The organism is Candidatus Caldatribacterium sp., assembly GCA_014359405.1.
Classification (GTDB): domain Bacteria; phylum Atribacterota; class Atribacteria; order Atribacterales; family Caldatribacteriaceae; genus Caldatribacterium; species Caldatribacterium oleiphilum.
Map to the genome: position 1 here is coordinate 1 of JACIZN010000195.1, position 1,628 is coordinate 1,628.

Consider the following 1,628-nt stretch of genomic DNA (forward strand, 5'->3'; position numbering starts at 1 on the left):
ACATCCTCGTTGTGGGGGAAGAAGAAAAACTCCTTGACGGAGAGGTGTACGTCTTTGAGCCTCTTGGGGTTCAGAACGTGGTGACCTTTCGCATTCTCGGACACCTCGTGAAGGCGCTCCTTCCTGGGGATATGGTCCTCAGGGTGGGGGAGAGAGTGGGCCTTCGGTTCCGGGAGATTCGCATATTCCACGGGGAAACCGAAAAACTCATCGCGTAGGTGAAACCTATGGCACGCCTTGTGATTGAAAAGTTGACAAAAAAATTTGGGAGAATTACTGCCGTCTCTGAACTCTCCCTTGAGGCGGAAAGCGGAACCATCACGGTGCTCCTTGGACCAACGGGGGCGGGGAAGACAACTACTCTTCGCTGTGTGGCAGGCCTTGAGCACCCGGATGGAGGCATCATCCGTATCGGGGAACGCGTGGTCAACGATCTCCCCCCAAAAGACCGGGATGTGGCTTTTGTGTTCCAGAACTTCTCCCTGTACCCCCGGTACACGGTTTTTGAGAACATCGCTTCACCCCTCCGCATCCGAAATATTTCAAAGGATGAAATCGAGCGGCGGGTGAGGGAGGTCGCCCGTTTCCTCCACATCGACCACCTCTTAGAGCGGAGACCCATTCACATAAGCGGTGGAGAGATGCAGCGGGTTGCCATTGCCCGAGCCCTGGTGCGCAACCCCCAGCTCTTCCTCCTTGACGAGCCCCTGACAAATCTCGATGCCAAGATTCGGGAGGAGATGCGCACAGAGCTCAAGCGCCTCCAGGGAGAGACAGGGGCCACATTCCTCTACGCCACTCCGGACCAGGCTGAAGCTCTCTCCATGGGTGACCGGATTGTGGTCATCCGCCAGGGACATGTGGTGCAGGTGGGAACACCGCAGGAGATTTACCACCACCCTCGGAACGTTTTTGTCGCCGATTTTGTGGGAAGTCCAGGAATGAACTTTGTCCCGGCTCTCTTTGAGGGTGAGAAAAGACTCAACGTCGGTCCCGGCTACTTTACCTTTGAACTCCCTGAGGAAGCCGCCTCAATCTGCCGAAGGAACCTGAAGCACCCTGAGGTTCTTTTCGGTATCCGACCCGAGGACATTTCCCTCTACAGGGAGGAAAAAGAGGGATTGTACCCTGCTCGGGTTGAGGTGGTCGAGCCTCTTGGAGTTATCCAGATTGTACGTCTGCGCCTTGACGGGCATGTCCTTCGGGTACGGAGCGAAGAGGGAGCTCATTTTGAGGCAGGGGAGAAGGTCTTTTTTGGGTTCAAAAAAGAGAAGGTTCGGATTTTCGATCGCCTCACCGAAGAGCGCATCTTCTGAAAGGGGGATACCCATGTTTGGAGTGAATCTCTTCCTTTGGACTGCGGCGTACACGGACAACGGAGCCCATCTCATTCCCATGGTGAAGGAGTTGGGCTTTGACTGTGTGGAGATTCCCCTGGACCTTCTTGACGCCATCTCGGTGGAGAAGACCAAAGCCCTTCTTGAGGAGAACGGACTTTCGGTGACCGGTTGCGCGGTGGTGGGGGAACGGAGGGATCTCATCAGTGACAGTGCCGAAATTCGCAAGGAAGCCCTTACGTACTTCACCCGCTGCCTCAAAATGCTTGCCGCCTGGGGTGGGACGGTCCT

The 1,628-nt window shown here is 55.7% G+C and carries 3 protein-coding genes; all 3 read left to right on the forward strand.

Features of this window, described 5'->3' with window-relative positions; translation table 11 throughout:
• On the forward strand, positions 1-218 hold a 218-nt coding region (locus tag H5U36_10340), incomplete at its 5' end, for an ABC transporter ATP-binding protein (GenBank protein MBC7218504.1).
• Positions 219-227: 9 nt separating this feature from the next.
• Positions 228-1,316 carry an ABC transporter ATP-binding protein gene (locus H5U36_10345; protein MBC7218505.1) on the forward strand — a complete coding sequence of 363 codons (1,089 nt, stop codon included), beginning with the start codon at positions 228-230 and terminating at the stop codon, positions 1,314-1,316.
• Between the two features lie 13 nt (positions 1,317-1,329).
• The coding region (locus H5U36_10350; protein MBC7218506.1) for a hypothetical protein at positions 1,330-1,628 on the forward strand (299 nt) is incomplete at its 3' end.